General features: G+C 68.9%; 15 protein-coding genes. 5 read left to right on the top strand and 10 right to left on the bottom strand.

Going from position 1 to position 16,511, the window contains the following annotated elements:
* The first annotated feature begins 50 nt into the window (after window positions 1-50).
* Both GQQ93_RS10140 and GQQ93_RS10135 read left to right on the top strand, forming a co-directional pair.
* On the top strand, window positions 51-1,259 hold the full coding sequence (locus GQQ93_RS10140) for a thiolase family protein (protein ID WP_157424114.1): 1,209 nt from the start codon (window positions 51-53) through the stop codon (window positions 1,257-1,259).
* Complete coding sequence (locus GQQ93_RS10135; protein ID WP_157424113.1) at window positions 1,256-3,397, top strand: 3-hydroxyacyl-CoA dehydrogenase NAD-binding domain-containing protein; 2,142 nt, start codon at window positions 1,256-1,258, stop codon at window positions 3,395-3,397. The genes GQQ93_RS10140 and GQQ93_RS10135 overlap by 4 nt, the downstream gene beginning before the upstream one ends.
* 176 nt (window positions 3,398-3,573) lie before the next feature.
* Here GQQ93_RS10135 and dxs read toward each other — a convergent pair whose 3' ends face one another.
* The 5 genes from dxs to dut form a co-directional block, all read right to left on the bottom strand.
* On the bottom strand, window positions 3,574-5,523 hold the full coding sequence (gene dxs / locus GQQ93_RS10130; protein WP_157424112.1) for a 1-deoxy-D-xylulose-5-phosphate synthase: 1,950 nt from the start codon (window positions 5,521-5,523) through the stop codon (window positions 3,574-3,576).
* Between the two features lie 133 nt (window positions 5,524-5,656).
* The gene (locus tag GQQ93_RS10125) at window positions 5,657-8,488 is read right to left on the bottom strand and encodes an aconitate hydratase (protein ID WP_212277315.1); all 2,832 of its coding nucleotides are present in this window, start codon (window positions 8,486-8,488) and stop codon (window positions 5,657-5,659) included.
* A 153-nt stretch (window positions 8,489-8,641) separates the two neighbouring features.
* Window positions 8,642-9,424: a DUF3159 domain-containing protein gene (locus GQQ93_RS10120; protein ID WP_157424110.1), complete on the bottom strand. Its 783-nt coding sequence runs from the start codon at window positions 9,422-9,424 to the stop codon at window positions 8,642-8,644.
* A 2-nt stretch (window positions 9,425-9,426) separates the two neighbouring features.
* The gene (locus GQQ93_RS10115; protein ID WP_157424109.1) at window positions 9,427-10,047 is read right to left on the bottom strand and encodes a DUF3710 domain-containing protein; all 621 of its coding nucleotides are present in this window, start codon (window positions 10,045-10,047) and stop codon (window positions 9,427-9,429) included.
* The gene (dut, locus tag GQQ93_RS10110; RefSeq protein WP_157424108.1) at window positions 10,044-10,502 is read right to left on the bottom strand and encodes a dUTP diphosphatase; all 459 of its coding nucleotides are present in this window, start codon (window positions 10,500-10,502) and stop codon (window positions 10,044-10,046) included. Before dut ends, GQQ93_RS10115 begins: the two co-directional genes overlap by 4 nt.
* Window positions 10,503-10,617: 115 nt before the next feature.
* On the opposite strand from dut, the gene GQQ93_RS10105 reads away from it, so the two are divergent.
* Window positions 10,618-11,082 (top strand): DUF3093 domain-containing protein, encoded by a 465-nt coding sequence (locus GQQ93_RS10105; protein ID WP_157424107.1) that lies wholly within the window; start codon window positions 10,618-10,620, stop codon window positions 11,080-11,082.
* Here the strand turns inward: GQQ93_RS10105 and GQQ93_RS10100 are convergent.
* Together GQQ93_RS10100 and GQQ93_RS18100 are read right to left on the bottom strand one after the other, a co-directional pair.
* Window positions 11,079-11,372, bottom strand: coding sequence for a DUF4193 domain-containing protein (locus GQQ93_RS10100; protein ID WP_026378289.1), 294 nt, complete (start codon window positions 11,370-11,372; stop codon window positions 11,079-11,081). The genes GQQ93_RS10105 and GQQ93_RS10100 overlap by 4 nt on opposite strands.
* A gap of 48 nt (window positions 11,373-11,420) precedes the next feature.
* Entirely contained in the window at window positions 11,421-11,699 is a 279-nt protein-coding gene (locus tag GQQ93_RS18100; protein WP_246192285.1) for a hypothetical protein, read from the bottom strand.
* On the opposite strand from GQQ93_RS18100, the gene sepH reads away from it, so the two are divergent.
* Both sepH and GQQ93_RS10090 read left to right on the top strand, forming a co-directional pair.
* The gene (gene sepH / locus GQQ93_RS10095; RefSeq protein WP_246192277.1) at window positions 11,607-12,656 is read left to right on the top strand and encodes a septation protein SepH; all 1,050 of its coding nucleotides are present in this window, start codon (window positions 11,607-11,609) and stop codon (window positions 12,654-12,656) included. The two genes, GQQ93_RS18100 and sepH, sit on opposite strands and share 93 nt — an antisense overlap.
* Before the next feature lie 199 nt (window positions 12,657-12,855).
* Window positions 12,856-13,149, top strand: coding sequence for a hypothetical protein (locus GQQ93_RS10090; RefSeq protein WP_157424105.1), 294 nt, complete (start codon window positions 12,856-12,858; stop codon window positions 13,147-13,149).
* Here the strand turns inward: GQQ93_RS10090 and GQQ93_RS10085 are convergent.
* From GQQ93_RS10085 to GQQ93_RS10075, 3 genes are all read right to left on the bottom strand, one after another.
* Complete coding sequence (locus tag GQQ93_RS10085; protein ID WP_157424104.1) at window positions 13,146-14,336, bottom strand: benzoate/H(+) symporter BenE family transporter; 1,191 nt, start codon at window positions 14,334-14,336, stop codon at window positions 13,146-13,148. The two genes, GQQ93_RS10090 and GQQ93_RS10085, sit on opposite strands and share 4 nt — an antisense overlap.
* Window positions 14,337-14,351: 15 nt before the next feature.
* Entirely contained in the window at window positions 14,352-15,629 is a 1,278-nt protein-coding gene (gene clpX, locus GQQ93_RS10080) for an ATP-dependent Clp protease ATP-binding subunit ClpX (protein ID WP_157424103.1), read from the bottom strand.
* 114 nt (window positions 15,630-15,743) lie between these two features.
* Window positions 15,744-16,502 (bottom strand): AAA family ATPase, encoded by a 759-nt coding sequence (locus GQQ93_RS10075; protein WP_157424102.1) that lies wholly within the window; start codon window positions 16,500-16,502, stop codon window positions 15,744-15,746.
* Window positions 16,503-16,511 lie beyond the last annotated feature (9 nt).

The raw sequence follows: 16,511 nt of genomic DNA, 5'->3' as shown, positions 1-16,511 counted from the left end.
CGACGCCCTTCGTAGGATCGAGTCAATCCTGATCGAAAGTGAGCTGCAGCGTGGCTGATCAAGCTGAAGTCGTGTTCGTCGACGGGGTCCGCACCCCGTTCGGCAAGGCCGGCGACAAGGGCATGTACTGGAACACCCGAGCCGACGACCTGGTCGTGAAGGCGATCGTCGGACTCCTCGAACGCAACCCGAACGTCCCGAAGGACCGAATCGACGAGGTCGCCATCGCGGCGACCACCCAGACCGGCGACCAGGGCCTGACCCTCGGTCGCACCGCCGCGATCCTCGCAGGGCTGCCGAAGACGGTGCCCGGCTTCTCGATCGACCGCATGTGCGCCGGCGCGATGACCGCGACGGCGATGCTGGCCGGATCGATCGGCTACGGCATGTACGACCTCGCGATCGCGGGCGGCGTCGAGCACATGGGCCACCACCCGATGGGCTCGGGCGTCGACCCGAACCCGCGCTTCCTCAGCGAGCGTCTCGTGGGCGAGGACGCCCTCGTCATGGGCGCGACCGCTGAGCGCATCCACGACCGCTTCCCGCAGCTCACGAAGGAGCGGAGCGACCGGTTCGCCCTCGCGAGCCAGCAGAAGACCGCCGCGGCCTACGCGGCCGGCAAGATCCAGCAGGACCTGGTCCCCGTCGCGATCCGCACCGAGGAGGGCTGGGGTCTCGCGACTCGCGACGAGGTCATGCGCCCCGAGACGACGCTCGAGGGCCTCGCCGGGCTGAAGACCCCGTTCCGCCCCCATGGCCGCATCACCGCGGGCAACGCCTCGGGCCTGAACGACGGCGCGACCGCGGCCCTGCTCGCCTCAGGCGCGACGGCGAAGGAGCTCGGGCTCGCCCCGAAGATGAAGCTCGTGAGTTACGCCTTCGCCGGCGTCGACCCCGAGATCATGGGCATCGGCCCCATCCCCGCGACCGAGAAGGCGCTGCGCAAGGCCGGCCTCACGATCGACGACATCGACCTCTTCGAAATGAACGAGGCGTTCGCCGTGCAGGTGCTCTCGTTCATGGATCACTACGGCATCGACGACGACGACCCGCGGGTGAACCCGTGGGGCGGCGCGATCGCCGTCGGCCACCCGCTCGCCTCCTCGGGCGTGCGGCTCATGAACCAGCTCGCGAGCCAGTTCGCCGAGCGCCCCGAGCTGCAGTACGGCATCACCAGCATGTGCGTCGGCCTCGGCCAGGGCGGCACGATGATCTGGGAGAACCCGAACTTCGACAAGAAGGCGAAGAAGCGCGCATGACCGACTACTCGACCATCGACTTCGGCTCGCTCGTCGCCCTCGCCGGCGACGACGAGGTCGTGACCCGCTCGTACGTCCGCGACGTGCCGCTGTCGGGCGGCAAGACCCTGGCGCTCCTCACGCTCGACAACGGGCGCGACCACACCCGCCCGAACACGCTCGGTGCGGCGACGCTGCTCGAGTACGCGGCGAAGCTCGACGAGCTGAAGGCGCGAGCGGCGGCGGGCGAGATCCACGCCGTGGCCGTCACCGGCAAGCCGTTCATCCTGGCCGCGGGGGCCGACCTGTCGAAGGTCGCCGAGATTCCCGATAAAGAGACGGCGAAGAAGTTCGTGCAGCTCGGCCACTACGCGCTCGCGAAGCTCGGCGAGGTGGGCGTGCCGTCGTTCACCTTCTACAACGGGCTCGCGCTCGGCGGCGGCCTCGAGATCGGCCTCCACGCCGACTACCGCACGGTGGACGCCTCGGCCCCGGCGCTCGCACTTCCCGAGGTCTTCCTCGGACTGATCCCCGGTTGGGGCGGCGCGACGATCCTGCCGAACCTCATCGGCATCGAGAACGCGCTCAAGGTGGTCATCGAGAACCCGCTCAAGCAGAATCGCACGCTCAAGGGCCAGGACGCCCTCGACCTCGGCATCGCCGATGCGATCTTCCCCGCAGTGAACTATCTCGAGGACTCGATCCGCTGGGCCGACGACGTCATCTCGGGCCGCATCAAGGTGAAGCGTCCCAACGAGCCGGGCAAGATGGAGCGGCTCGTCAAGTGGGATGCCGCGATCGGCATCGCGACGAAGATGCTGAAGAGCCGCATCGGCTCGGTTCCGCAGTCGCCGTACGCGGCGCTCGAGCTCATGAAGGCGGCGAAGAGCGGCACGCGCGCCGAGGGCTTCCAGCGCGAGGACGAGGTGCTCGCCGAACTCATCGCGGGTGACCAGCTGCAGGCGTCGATCTACGCCTTCAACCTCGTGCAGAAGCGCACCAAGCGCCCTGCCGGTGCTCCCGACAAGGCCCTCGCGAAGAAGGTCACGAAGGTCGGCGTGCTCGGCGCCGGGTACATGGCGAGCCAGCTCGCGCTGCTCTTCGTGCGTCGTCTCCGCGTGCCCGTCGTGATCACCGACATCGACCAGGAGCGCGTCGACAAGGGTGTGGCCTACATCGCCGGCGAGATCGACGCGCTGCTCGCCAAGGGCCGGGTCTCCCCCGACGAGGCGAACCGCCTGAAGGCGCTCGTCACGGGCACTGTCGACAAGTCCGACTTCGCCGACTGCGACTGGGTCATCGAGGCGGTGTTCGAAGAGCTCGAGATCAAGCAGAACGTGTTCGCCGAGATCGAGCAGCACATCTCCCCCGAGGCCGTGCTGGCGACGAACACCTCGTCGCTGTCGGTCGAGCAGATCGGCGCCAAGCTCGCCCACCCCGAGCGTCTCGTCGGCTTCCACTTCTTCACCCCGGTCGCGGTCATGCCGCTCATCGAGGTCGTGAAGACCCCGCACACCGACGAGGCGACGCTGTCGACCGCGATGGTCGCCGCGAAGAACCTGAAGAAGAACGCCGTCATCACGGCCGACACCCCGGGCTTCGTCGTCAACCGCCTGCTCGCCGTGCTCCTCGGCGAGGCCATGCGCGCCGTCGACGAGGGCACCTCCTTCGAGACGGTCGACCAGGCGATCGCCCCGCTCGGCCTGCCGATGGCACCGTCGGCACTGCTCGACCTCGTCGGGCTCAAGGTCGGCGCGCACGTGCTCGACACGCACCACGCGGCGTTCCCCGAGCGCTTCTACCGCAGCGAGAACCTGCACAAGCTCGCCGAGTACGGCAAGCTGCTCGACAAGGACGACAAGGGCAAGGTCAAGGGCTTCGACAAGGGCGCCCTGAAGCTGGTCGCGGGCGGCAAGAACCCGCGTTCGGCCGAGGAGATCCTCGGGGCCCTGCAGGACGGCCTGGCCCGAGAGGTCAAGCTCATGCTCGACGGCGACGTCGTGGCCGCTCCTGAAGACATCGACCTCTGCATGGTGCTCGGCGCGGGCTTCCCGTTCCAGATGGGCGGCGTCACGCCCTACCTCGACCGGGTCGGCGCCTCTGAGCGCGTCTTCGGCGATACCTTCCACCACCCGCAGGTGGTGGGCGTCGGCGCCTAGTCCGACGCACGACGGCACGCGAACGCGGCCCCCGGCTTCTGCCGGGGGCCGCGTTCATGTTCGGGTGGATGCCTCCCGCCCGCCTCGCTCGACGAGCACCCCGGGGCATCCCGCAGCCACCGAGGCCGCGAACCGAGGGGTCGGGTTCGCGAGGGGGGAAGCGCCGTGTCCGTCGGCTAGATGCGCGGCTGCGGGCTGGTGTCGGTCGGCACGGACGGCTCGGCGCCGACCGCCCGGGCGTGCGGCAGCTTCGAGCCGAGCACCATCGCGGTCACGTCGCGTGCGATGTGCTGGGGCGTGAGTCCGACCCGCTCGAGGATGTCGGCGCGTGAACCGTGCTCCAGGAACTCGTCGGGCAGTCCGAGCTCGGTGACCGCCGTGTCGACGCCGGCCTCGCGCAGGTCCTGACGGATGCGCGTGCCGATGCCGCCGACGCGGATACCGTCTTCGAGGCTCACGACGATGCGGTACTCGGCCGAAAGCTCGATCACGCTGCGCGGCACGGGCACGACCCACCGGGGGTCGACGACGGTCGCCCCGATGCCCTGCGCCTCGAGTCGTTCGGCGACGGCCAGGCCGATGCCGGCCATCGGCCCGACGGTGACGAGCAGCACGTCCTTGCGCTCCGACTCGGCGAGCACGTCGACGCCGTCATCGGTTCGGCGGACGGCCTCGTAGTCGGCGCCGACCGAGCCCTTCGGGAAGCGCAGCACCGTCGGCGCGTCGTCGACGGCCACGGCCTCGCCGAGTTCTTCGGCCAGGCGGATCGCGTCGCGGGGGGCCGCGATGCGGATTCCGGGCACGACCTGGAGGATCGAGAGGTCCCACACACCGTGATGGCTCGGGCCGTCGGGGCCGGTCACTCCGGCCCGGTCGAGCACGAAGGTCACGCCGGCCTTGTGCAGCGCGACGTCCATGAGCACCTGGTCGAAGGCGCGGTTGATGAACGTGGCGTAGACGGCGACCACCGGATGCAGGCCGCCGAACGCGAGGCCCGCGGCCGCCGTCGCGGCGTGCTGCTCGGCGATGCCGACGTCGAACACCCGGTTCGGGAAGCGCTCGGCCATGCGGTGCAGGCCGGTCGGGCGGAGCATCGCCGCGGTGATGCCGACGAGGCGATCGTTCTGCTCGGCGAGGTGCACGAGCTCGTCGGCGAAGGCGCTCGTCCACGACGGGCCGGCGGATGCCTCGAGCGACTCTCCCGTCTCGGGGTCGATCTGGCCGACGGCGTGGAACTGGTCGGCCACGTCGCGGCGGGCGGGCTCGTATCCGCGGCCCTTCTCGGTGATGGTGTGGACGATGACGGGAGCGCCGTAGGCCTTCGCCTGGCGCAACGCCTCCTCCATCGCGTGCTCGTCGTGCCCGTCGACCGGACCGATGTACTTGATGTCGAGATTCGAGTAGAGCGCCTCGTTGTCGGTGAACCGGCTGAGGAAGCCGTGGAGGCCGCCGCGCACACCTCGATAGAACGCCTGGGCGGGCCCGCCGAGCCGATCGAAGGCGCGCCGGCTCGAGAGATGGAGGTTGCGATACCCCTGCTTCGTGCGCACCGTGTTGAGGAAGCGCGCCATGCCGCCGATCGTCGGAGCGTAGGAGCGGCCGTTGTCGTTGACGACCACGATGAGCTTGCGGGTGTTGTCGTCGGAGATATTGTTGAGCGCCTCCCACGTCATGCCGCCCGTGAGCGCGCCGTCGCCGACGACCGCCACGACGTGCCGGTCGTTCTGCCCCGTCATCTCGAACGCCTTCGAGATGCCGTCGGCCCACGAGAGCGAGCTCGAGGCGTGCGAGCTCTCGACGATGTCGTGCTCGGACTCGGAGCGCTGCGGGTAGCCGGCGAGGCCCCCGGTACGTCGCAGCGACGACAGGTCGGTGCGACCGGTGAGCAGCTTGTGCACGTACGACTGGTGCCCGGTGTCGAACACGATCGCGTCGCGCGGCGACTCGAACACTCGGTGGATGGCGATGGTCATCTCGACGACGCCGAGATTCGGGCCCAGATGGCCGCCCGTCTTCGACACCGATTCGACGAGGTACTCGCGGATCTCACGAGCGAGCTGCTCGAGCTGCACCTGGCTCAGCGCATCGAGGTCGCGCGGGCCAGAGATCGTCGAGAGCAGGGTCATACGTGGTGCCTCCGGGGTGACGCGGCGGTGCCGCCGAACGGAACGAGTCTACGCCGGGCATGCTGTGAGCCCGGGCAGACGAGGGGGCGATCGGCGGAATCGCCGATCGCCCCCTCGTCGAAAGCGTGTCGCGTCAGACCAGGCTGCGCAGCACGTACTGCAGGATGCCGCCGTTGCGGTAGTAGTCGGCCTCACCCGGCGTGTCGATGCGGACGACCGCGTCGAACTCGACGGGCTGCTTGCCCTCGGCCGAGAACTCGCTCGGCACCGCGGTCACCCGGACGGTCTTCGGGGTGACGCCTTCGTTCAGCTGCTCGAGACCCGAGATCGAGACGATCTCGGTGCCGTCGAGGCCGAGCGTCTCCCAGCTCTCGCCTGCAGGGAACTGCAGCGGCACGACGCCCATGCCGATGAGGTTCGAACGGTGGATGCGCTCGAAGCTCTCGGTGATGACCGCCTTGACGCCGAGGAGGCTCGTGCCCTTGGCCGCCCAGTCGCGCGACGAACCCGAACCGTACTCCTTGCCGCCGAAGATGACGAGCGGAGTGCCCTGAGCCTGGTAGTTCTGGCTCGCGTCGTAGATGTACGACTGCGGGCCGCCCTCCTGGGTGAAGTCGCGGGTGTACCCGCCCTCGACGACCTGACCGTCGTTGACGGCCGAGACGAGGAGGTTCTTCAGGCGGATGTTCGCGAAGGTGCCGCGGATCATGATCTCGTGGTTGCCGCGACGCGAGCCGTAGGAGTTGAAGTCCTTGCGCTCGACGCCGTGCTCGGTGAGGTACTGCGCCGCAGGGGTGCCCGCCTTGATGTTGCCGGCCGGGCTGATGTGGTCGGTCGTCACCGAGTCGCCGAGCGTCGCGAGCACGCGGGCGCCCGAGATGTCGGCGACGGGCGTGAGCTCCATCGACATGCCCTCGAAGTACGGCGCCTTGCGCACGTAGGTCGAGTCGGCGTCCCACTCGAAGACCGGACCGGTCGGCGTGGGCAGCGTCTTCCACCGCTCGTCGCCCTCGAACACGGTCGCGTACTGCTTGATGAACTGCTCGCGCGAGATCGACGAGTCGATGATCTGCTGCACCTCTTCGGGCGCGGGCCAGATGTCCTTCAGGAAGACGTCGTTGCCCTCGCCGTCGGTGCCGAGCGGGTCGACCTCGAAGTCGAAGTTCATCGAACCCGCCAGTGCGTAGGCGACGACGAGCGGCGGCGACGCGAGGTAGTTCATCTTCACGTCGGGGCTGATGCGGCCCTCGAAGTTGCGGTTGCCCGAGAGCACCGCGGTGACGGCGAGGTCGTTCTCGTTGATCGCCGCGGAGACCTCCTCGATCAGCGGACCGGAGTTGCCGATGCAGATCGTGCAGCCGTAGCCGACGGTGTAGAAGCCGAGGCCCTCGAGCGACTTGTCGAGTCCGGACTTCTCGTAGTAGTCGGTGACGACCTTCGATCCCGGGCCGAGGGTGGTCTTCACCCAGGGCTTCGTCTTGAGGCCCTTCTCGAGCGCCTTGCGGGCCAGCACGCCCGCTGCGATCATGACCGACGGGTTCGAGGTGTTCGTGCACGAGGTGATCGCCGCGAGCGCCACCGAACCGTGGTTCAGCGTGAACGAGGGGCCGCCGGCGACCGTCACCGGAGTCGGCTTGGAGACCGTCTTCGGCGCGTGCGAGTGGTGGTGGTGCTCGTGGTGGCTCGACTCGTCTTCGGGGGTGAACCCGGGCGGGTCGGAAGCCGGGAACGACTCGGAGATCGTCAGGTCGACGAGATCGTGGTCGATTTCGGCGTAGTTGGTGAGGTCGAGCTCGAACTGCTCCTTCGAGCGCGAGAGCAGGATGCGGTCCTGGGGACGCTTCGGGCCGGCGATCGACGGAACGACGGTCGAGAGGTCGAGCTCCATGTACTCGCTGAACTCGGGCTCGCTGTCGGCGTCGTGCCAGAGCTTCTGCACCTTCGCGTACTGCTCGACGAGCGCGACCGCCGCCTCGTCGCGACCCGTGAGACGCAGGTAGTCGAGGGTGACGTCGTCGATCGGGAACATCGCGGCCGTCGAGCCGAACTCGGGGCTCATGTTGCCGATGGTCGCACGGTTGGCGAGCGGCACCGAAGCGACGCCGGCGCCGTAGAACTCGACGAACTTGCCGACCACACCGTGCTTGCGCAGCATGTCGGTGATCGTGAGCACGACGTCGGTCGCGGTCACGCCTGCGGGGATCTCGCCCGTGAGCTTGAAGCCGACGACGCGCGGGATCAGCATCGAGACGGGCTGGCCGAGCATGGCCGCCTCGGCCTCGATGCCGCCGACGCCCCAGCCGAGCACGCCGAGGCCGTTGACCATGGTCGTGTGCGAGTCGGTACCGACGCAGGTGTCGGGGTACGCGCGGAGCACGCCTCCGACCTCGCGGTCGTAGACGACCTTGGCGAGGTGCTCGATGTTCACCTGGTGCACGATGCCGGTGCCGGGCGGCACGACCTTGAAGTCGTTGAACGCCGTCTGGCCCCAGCGGAGGAACTGGTAGCGCTCGCCGTTGCGCTCGTACTCGATCTCGACGTTGCGCTCGAGCGCGTTCTCGGTGCCGAAGAGGTCGGCGATGACGGAGTGGTCGATGACCATCTCGGCCGGCGAGAGCGGGTTGATCTTGTTCGGGTCGCCGCCGAGCGCGGTGACCGCCTCGCGCATGGTCGCGAGGTCGACGATGCAGGGCACGCCCGTGAAGTCCTGCATGACCACGCGCGCCGGCGTGAACTGGATCTCGGTGTCGGGCTCGGCCTGCGGGTCCCACGAGCCGAGCGCCTCGATCTGCTCCTTGGTGACGTTCGCGCCGTCCTCTGTGCGAAGCAGGTTCTCGAGCAGCACCTTCAGGCTGAACGGAAGCTTCTCGTGACCCGGCACGGTGTCGAGCCGGAAGATCTCATAGGACTCATCACCGACGCGGAGCGTGTCCTTCGCCCCGAAACTGTTCACTGCAGACACGATGTCCTCTCCTTCGCGGATGCCGGCGACGACGCGCACGACATTCCATCTTCTCCGTCAGACATGGGGCGGTACCAGCAAGGGTAACCTAAGCCGATCGCCAGCCGACAGGCCTCGCACCTCGTGCGAATTTATCTTGACGTCGAGATAACTCTATCACTCGCCGGAACGCGACGAGGACGGGTAGACGGCGCGCACCACGAGCCAGGAGAAGACGAGCACGAGCGCGTACAGCGGCACACCCATGAGCAGGCGCGTGGCGCCGAGCGCCTCGACGTTGTTCACCAGATAGAAGGGCACCTGCACCGCGAGACGCGCGACGAAGAGCCCGATCCACACGAGCGTGAGGAACTGCGCGGCGCGATACTTGCGACGATCCTGCTTCCAGGCGAGGCCATCGCCCATGAGGAAGCCGACGATGAGCCCGATCGCGGGCCACCGCACGAAGAGGGAGATGAGCAGGGCGAGCGCGTACGCCGCGTTCGTGAAGAAGCCGAGGACGTAGTTGTCGCGGGCGTCGCCCGACCAGAGGGCGAGCGCCGCCGAGGCGAGCACGCCCACGAGCCCGGCGATCGCCTGGGTCGGCTGGCTCTTCGCAACCAGCCGGGCGACCGTGAACACGACCGCGAGGCCGACCGACGCTCCGAGCGCCGGCACGAGTGCCGCCTGCGCATCAGAGCCCGCGAAGCTCGTCAGCGAGCTGTAGACCACGAGGAAGACGAGGCCGGGCAGCAGCGCTTCGAGGATGCCCCGCACGCCGCCGACCGCACCGAGCAGATCGCGTCCGCTCAGCTGCTCGTCTCGCGCGAGCGCACCCAGACCGCTCTTCTCGGCGGCTGCGGCGAGCTGACGGCCGAGCTCGGCCGCGTCCGCGCCCGAGTTCTCCGCAGCATCCTGCCCGTCGTCGTCGGGGCGCGCTGCGCCTGGTGCCTCCGACACCGCTACGCCGTCGGAGCGCCCGCGGAGGATGCGGGCATCCGCAGCGGAATGAGGTCGCGGGGCGGCATCGGCGTCGCGCCGCGCACCACCACGATCGAACGGAAGAGGTCTTCGACCTGCGCCGCCGCGGCGGGGTCGACCGCGGCCTGCCCGGCGATGACACCGCGGAGGAACCAGCGGGGGCCGTCGACGCCGATGAAGCGCGCGAGGCGCATCTGGCCCTGCTGGCCCTCGCCGGCCGCGACCGGGATCTGCGCGAGCAGCTCGGGACCGAACGTGCCCTCGCGAACCGTGGTCGTGCCGCCCTGGCGAGCGATCTGCTCGGCGATCTGTGCGCGGATCTCGTGCCAGAGTCCGCTCGAGCGCGGTGCGGCGAACGGCTGCACCTGCAGCGTGGAGTTCGCGTAGTCGAGGCCGATCGCAACGACCCGCTTCGTGCCCTCCTCGACCTCGAGGCGGAGGTGCAGTCCCTCGCGCGGCAGTACCTTCACACCGCCGAGGTCGACGTACGGACGGACCGGATTGGCCTCCGACTCGTCGAAAGGACCCGCGCTCGCCCGATCGTCGGGTGCGGACTTGGGCTGGTCGACGACCGCGCCGTCGGTGTTCTCGATGTCGCTCACGCGTTCACTCCTGACTTGTGCTCCCCGAATCCCGTGGAGCCGAATCCACCCTCGCCGCGCAGACTGCCCGGGAGTTGCTCGACCTCGACGAAGCGTGCACGGCTGACGGGCATGACGACGACCTGCGCGATCCGGTCGCCGGCCTCGATGGTGTACGCCTCGCGCGCGTCGGTGTTGAGCAGGGCGACCTTGATCTCGCCCCGATACCCGGCGTCGACCGTTCCCGGCGCATTGACGATCGTGATGCCGTGCTTGAACGCGAGACCCGATCGCGGGACCACGAACGCCACGTAACCGTCGGGCAATGCGATGGAGACGCCGGTGCCGACCGTCGCGCGCTCCCCCGGCTCGAGGACGACGGACTCCGCGGCATGGAGGTCGGCCCCGGCATCGCCCGCATGGGCGTAGCTCGGGATGCGTTCGGCGGTGATCAGCACATCGACGGAATCGGTCACCGTTCGAGGGTAGTGCAGAACCTCGAGGTCCGAATCCCCGGGCCCGAAGACCGAACACCGGGCCACCGACCCCACCCGATCACCGGGCAGCGCAGAAGTCTGGTCTGATAGACCCATGCCCGAATACCACGAGAGACTCTGGCCGACGCCCTGGATCTACATCGCCAGCCTCCTGCTCATCCCCGCGAGCATCCTCGTGCTGGCACCCGTCTCGCTGCCCGCGGGCATCGCCACGGGCGTGATCCTCTATCTCGCCTCGATGGGTGCGCTCACGCTCACCGCGCCCACCATCGAGGTCCGCGCCGGCCGGTTCCGCGCCGGGCGCGCCGAGATCGCGGTCGAACAGCTCGGCGAGGCGGTCGCGGCCGACGAGACCGCCGCCCGCATCGAGCGCGGCACCGGGCTCGACGCACGGGCGTTCCTCGTCATCCGCGGCTGGGTGCGCCCGGTCGTGCGCGTGCCGATCCTCGACCCGGCCGACCCGGCGCCATACTGGCTCGTCTCGAGCCGTCGACCGAAAGAACTGGCCGCCGCGATCAACGGATCACGACGGCCTGGTAGTGAGGAGCGCAGCGTCTAGGACGCGCACTCCAGGCAGATCGGCCCGAGCTTCGTCTCGTGGTCGATCTGCGAACGGTGCTTCACCAGGAAGCAGTTCACACAGGTGAACTCGTCAGCCTGGGGCGGAAGCACGACGACATCGAGCTCGACGTCGGAGAGGTCTGCACCGGAGAGGTCGAATCCTCCGGGGTTGTCGGCATCGTCGACATCCACCACTCCCGACATCTTGTCGGGGACGCGTTCCTTGAGGGCCTCGATCGACTCCGAGTCGTCTTCGGTCTTCCGCGGGGCGTCGTAATCCGTTGCCATTCCCATCCATTTCCTCATGCGCCGAAGATTCGGCGGCCATAGTCTGCATCAAAACGAGTACGTAAGCAAACCCTCTGCACACCCGTTCCCCGATGCAACGTGCTCAACTTCCGCCGCGCCCGCGCTATTCCCGCGAGCAGTGCTGGCGACGTGGCATCCTTGGGCGGAGACGAAAGCACGGAAGGGCTTGTCGCGATGCAGGAACTCAAGGTAATCGGAGTCGAGAACGGCGCGTTGCTCGCTGCCTCCGACGATGGCGCGCGCTTCCGGATCGAGATCGACGAGGTGCTCCAGTCGCGGATCCGGCAGGCTCAACCCGAACAGCACGCCGGCCCCAAACCCTCGCCTCGCGAGGTCCAGGCGCACATTCGTGCAGGCATGTCGGCCGAAGAGGTCGCGCAGGTCACGGGCGCTTCGGTCGACTACATCCGTCGATTCGAGGGTCCGGTGCTCGCTGAGCGCGAACACGTCGTCACCTCGGCGCTCGCCGTGCCCGTCAACCTCGGAGTCGAGGCGGACCCGGCTGACGAGCCCGCGACCTTCGGCGGCGTGATCCGCGACCGGCTCGCGAAGCTCGGCGCCCAGGGCGAACGCTGGGCGAGCTGGAAGGACGAGGAGCGCGGCTGGATCGTCAAGCTCGAGTTCACCGCCGACACGATCGACCACGACGCGCGCTGGACCTTCGAGCCGCGCAAGCAGTCGCTGCAGCCGTTGAACTCCGAGGCCATCACGCTGTCGCAGCAGGGCGAGCTCAAGGGCGGACTCATCCCCCGCTTGCGCGCGGTCGGCCCCGATTCCGACGAATCGAGATTCGACAGCGGCGCCTTCACCTTCGACGAGATGGAACACGGCGACAACGACACCGCGCCGCACCTCGAACCGCTCCCCTACGCCCGCACCTCGCAGACCTCGAGCCCCGCGGTCGCCCGTGCCGCGATCAAGCGCGCCGACGAACCGAAGCAATCGCTCGGCGAGACGGCCGACCTGCTCGAGGCGCTGCGACGGCGCCGGGGTGAGCGCGAGTCGGCGACCGTCGAGAACGAGTCACCGCGCCCCGCTCCCGCTGAGGCACCTACGACGATCGCGCCCGCCGCAGTCGCCGAGACGCAGCCCGAGCCCTCCGTCGACGAGCAGCCGGGAGCCGGCGCCCGCAGCATCTGGGGCAAGGTCTCCTCGTCGTCGAACAGCAACGGCGCGCCCCGCAGCCAGAAGAAGGGGCGAGCCTCGATGCCCAGCTGGGACGAGATCGTGTTCGGCGCACGCACCGACGACGACCTGGCCTGACCACCCGGCACCACTCCACTCGAACGACGGCCCGAGCAGCGCAACGCTGCTCGGGCCGTCGTTCGATCACCGGCACGGTTCGGCCGAACTCGGCGAAGCGCACGACCACCGACCCCTCGGCGACCCTGCATCGATCGCCATGAGACCGACGGTGCTAGAATTCGAACACATGTTCGAATGATCTCGGGTCGGAGGTGCCGTGCCCCAATTGGAGGAGTCCGTCGAGATGTGGACGGACGATGCCGGTACTCCGCTGCGGCTCGTCTGGCGATCACGGCGGTTCCGGGTCGACGACACCCCGACCGCACTCGTCGGAGCCTGCGGGTGGTGGCGTCCCTTCGCCCAGCACGACGTCTCCCCCGGGCGGGCTCCGCTCGAGATCTCCGGCTGGCGATTCCAGGCGAGCACCGCCGACGGCGAGACGCATGTCTTCGACGTGGAGCACGAACCGGGCACCGACGCGCGGTGGCGGGTCGTGCGCGTCTTCGACTAGTCGTCGTCGTGCCGCCCGACCGCCGGCGCGGGCGAGCCTGCGGCATTCTGAGGCCGCAACCACAGCATGAGGACCCCGCCCACCACGAGACCCCAGAATGCCGAGCCGATCCCTGCGATCGCGACGCCCGACGCCGTCACGAGGAAGGTGCCGATCGCCGTGATCCGCTGCGCAGGCGCCTCGAGTGCGCTGCTGATCGCCGTGACCAGCGCGCCGAGCAGCGCGAGCCCGGCGACCGCGGTGATGATGATGGGCGGCGAGGCCTGCACGATCGCCGCCGCCAGACCTGCACCGACGCCGAGCAGCAGGTAGACCACCCCCGATGAGACGGTCGCGATCCAACGGCGACGCGGATCGGGCGCCGCTTCGGGGCTCGCCATGATGGCCGCGGTGATCGCGGCGAGGTTGATCGCGTGCCCGCCGGTCAGCGCCGCCGCCATCGAGGCCGCCCCGGAGGTCACGAGGACGGGTCGCGGTGGCAGCCGGTACCCGAAAGTCGACATGACGGCGAATCCGGGGACGTTCTGCCCCGCCATCGTCACGATGAACAGCGGCAGGCCGAGGCTCACGATGACGAACGGGTCGAACACGGGCGCGACGAACTCGAGCCGCGGAACCACGGCATCGTTGCCGAGCACCGCCGGGCCCGCGACCACGGCGATACCGATGACGGCCACCAGCATGGCGGCCGGCACCGCCCAGCGCGGCGCGAGTCGCGCGAGCAGCAACCAGACGAGCACCATCGGGATCGCGATCGCCGGCTGCTCGATCGCCGCGGTCACCGGGGCGATGCAGATCGGGAAGAGGATGCCGGCGAGCATCGCGCTGGCGATGGGCTTCGGGATGCTCGTGATCGCCCTGCCGAGCGCCGGCCAGAGCCCTGAGAGCACGATGAGCGCCCCGCAGACGAGGAAGGCGCCCGTCGCCGCGGCGAAGTCCTGGGTCGTGCTCGCGGCCGCGACGAGCAGCGCCGCCCCCGGTGTCGACCAGGCGAACGACACGGGCACGCGCATGACGATCGGCAGCACGATGCACGTGAGACCGGTCGCCAGGCACAGCGCGAAGAGCCCGGAGGCGGCCTGGGCATCGCTTGCGCCGACGGCGACGAGCCCGGCGATGACGAGCGCGAACGAACTGGCGAATCCCGTGATGGCGGCGATGACGCCGGCGACGACGGTGTGGAAGATGGGCGGCGCTCTCGCCTACGCCGACTTCTCGGCCCGGCGCGGCTTGTGCGGCACGATCGTCGGCGCCGCGTTGTCGAGCACGGCCGCCTTGGTCACGACCACCCGCGCGACGCCGGTCGAGGAGGGCACCTCGAACATGATCGGCCCGAGCACCTCCTCCATGATCGCGCGGAGTCCGCGGGCACCCGTCTGGCGGAGCACGGCGAGGTCGGCGATCGCCTCGAGGGCGGCCTGTTCGAAGTCGAGCTCGACGCCGTCGAGCTCGAACATGCGCTGGTACTGCTTGACGAGCGCGTTCCTGGGGACGGTGAGGATCTCCATCAGCGCCTCCTGGTCGAGCGGCGTCACCGTCGCCACGACCGGAAGCCGTCCGATGAACTCGGGAATGAGCCCGAACTTGTGCAGGTCTTCGGGGAGGACCTCGCTGAAGATGTCGGCCTCGTCCTCCTTGTTGTGGAGTGGAGCTCCGAACCCGATGCCGCGCTTGCCCGCACGCGAGGAGATGATGTCTTCGAGTCCGGCGAACGCGCCGGCCACGATGAACAGCACGTTCGTCGTGTCGATCTGGATGAACTCCTGGTGGGGGTGCTTGCGGCCGCCCTGCGGCGGCACGGAGGCGACCGTGCCCTCGAGGATCTTGAGCAGCGCCTGCTGCACGCCCTCGCCCGAGACATCCCGCGTGATCGACGGATTCTCGGCCTTGCGAGCGATCTTGTCGACCTCGTCGATGTAGATGATGCCGGTCTCGGCTCGCTTGACGTCGTAGTCGGCGGCCTGGATGAGCTTCAGCAGGATGTTCTCGACGTCTTCGCCGACGTAGCCCGCCTCGGTGAGCGCCGTCGCATCGGCGACGGCGAAGGGCACGTTGAGCTGCTTCGCGAGCGTCTGCGCGAGGTAGGTCTTGCCGCAACCCGTGGGGCCGATCAGCAGGATGTTCGACTTCGCGATCTCGACCTCGTCGTGGGCGCGGTCGGCCGACGTCAGCGTCGCCCGGGCGCGCACGCGCTTGTAGTGGTTGTAGACCGCGACGGCGAGCGCCTTCTTCGCGGCCTCCTGGCCGATCACGTACTCCTCGAGGAAGCCGAAGATCTCTTTCGGCTTCGGGAGTTCGAACTCGCCGGCCTCGGTCTCGCCGGCCTCGGCCAGACGCTCCTCGATGATCTCGTTGCAGAGCTCGACGCACTCGTCGCAGATGTAGACGCCGGGTCCGGCGATGAGCTGCTGGACCTGCTTCTGGCTCTTTCCGCAGAAGGAGCACTTCAGCAGATCGGCGCTCTCTCCGATGCGTGCCATCGAAACCCTCCCTGTCGACGAGTCTGATCCGAGCCTAGCCCGAGATCCGGCGGTTGCGGCGTAGCCGGCGCGATTCGACACGCCACCGGGTTCGCCCGCCGCGAACCGGCCGCCTCAGTCGATGAGGTGGCGCAGGTATCGGCGCGGGTCGTCGAGATACGAGCGCCAGTGCGCGACGAGTTCGAGGTCCTCCCAGCTCGTCTCGCGGATGCCCCACTCCCCCAGCTCGAGGATGGTCGCCCCGGGAACCGAGGCGAGGATCGGGGAGTGCGTCGCGCAGATGATCTGCGTGCCACGGGCGACCATGCGGTCGAGTCCCGCGATCCAGGTGAGGATCGAGGCGAACGACAACGCCGCCTCGGGCTCGTCGAGGCAGACGAGCCCGGCGACGAACTGCGGGTGGTTGAGCTTGTTGTCGAGCAGGTCGTTGAACGACTCGCCGTGGCTCAGGGAGTGCAGGTGCCGATCGGGGCTGTCGGGCAGGTCTTCGAGGTAGCTGTAGTAGCCGTGCATCGTCTCGGCACGGAGGAAGAACCCCCAGCGAGGCGCCCGAGGACTGCGTTCGATGCGCAGCCACTCGCCGAGCGGCGACTCGCTCGGGCGGGTCGCCCGGCCCCCGTTGTTGCTGCCCCCCTCCGGCGGAAGCCCGTAGGCGGTCGCGATGCCCTCGAGCAGCGTGGACTTGCCGCTGCCGTTCTCGCCGACGAGGAAGGTGAGGCCGGGCATGAAGTCGAGTCCGCGGTCTTCGACGAGCTGCGCGATCGCCGGGATCGTCGCCGGCCACGCCGCAGCGTCGATCGGCGCCTCGGCAGACAGCGAAACGCGGCGGATGGCCCGGCTGTCGTCCAGCCAGTCCTCCGCCGCGTTCGTCACGCTGCGAGG

Source organism: Agromyces lapidis, from assembly GCF_009749405.1.
In the GTDB taxonomy this organism is placed as follows: domain Bacteria; phylum Actinomycetota; class Actinomycetes; order Actinomycetales; family Microbacteriaceae; genus Agromyces; species Agromyces lapidis.
Note: the sequence above shows the minus strand (reverse complement) of the source record. Positions and strands in the feature narration are given on the sequence as shown.